Consider the following 791-nt stretch of genomic DNA (forward strand, 5'->3'; position numbering starts at 1 on the left):
GCCGGAGCCACGGCTGGAGACCGCGAGCCACATGATGATCGCGAACCCCTTCCGCCCGGGCGCCGGCATGGCCAAGCTCTTCTCCACCCACCCACCCATGGCGGAGCGCATCAGCCGCCTCGAGAAAATGGCGGGACACTAACCCGATGAAGACGATCCTGAACGTCATCTGGCTGGTCCTGTCCGGCTTCTGGTTGGCCTGCGCGTACGTCCTGGCGGGCCTCATCCTGTGCATCACGATCATCGGCATCCCCTTCGGCATCGCCTCCTTCCGCATCGCCCGCTTCGCGCTGTGGCCCTTCGGCTACACCGCCGTCGAGCGACGCGACGCCGGCGCCCCGTCCTGCGTCGGCAACGTCCTCTGGCTGCTCCTCGCCGGCTGGTGGCTCGCGCTCAGCCACGTCGTGACGGGCCTCCTGCTCTGCGTCACGATCATCGGCATCCCGCTGGGCGTGGCCAACTTCAAGCTGATCCCGGTCTCGCTGACCCCCCTGGGCCGGGACATCGTCCCGACGGACCAGCCCTTCGCCGCCCGCTGATCGGCCCCGACACGACGTCGGGCCGACCTCCGCCGACCGGCCTGGCCCCGGCACCTGACCACCCGGCGCGCGGCTACGCGCCGGACGCCGGGCCACCCCGCTCAGACGCGGTCACTGACGGGAAGGCGGGCGTGGACGCTGACGTAGGCGTAGACGCAGGAGTGGACGCGGGTGTGGGTATGGGTGTGGGCACGGTCTCAGACCGGGTCCCAGGCCCGGGCTCGGGCCGTATCACCTGGTGCAGCCGCGCGG

1 protein-coding gene and 1 pseudogene are annotated in these 791 nt (G+C 70.9%); both read left to right on the forward strand.

What is annotated here, in order from left to right; translation table 11 throughout:
• Positions 1 to 142: pseudogene (locus tag KUM32_RS42235) on the forward strand (protease HtpX); the annotation flags it as partial.
• A 4-nt stretch (positions 143 to 146) separates the two neighbouring features.
• A complete protein-coding gene (locus KUM32_RS42240) occupies positions 147 to 539 on the forward strand; it encodes a YccF domain-containing protein (protein ID WP_187061329.1) in 393 nt (130 codons plus the stop codon).
• Positions 540 to 791: the final 252 nt, after the last annotated feature.

The organism is Streptomyces sp. AC627_RSS907 (assembly GCF_019049165.1).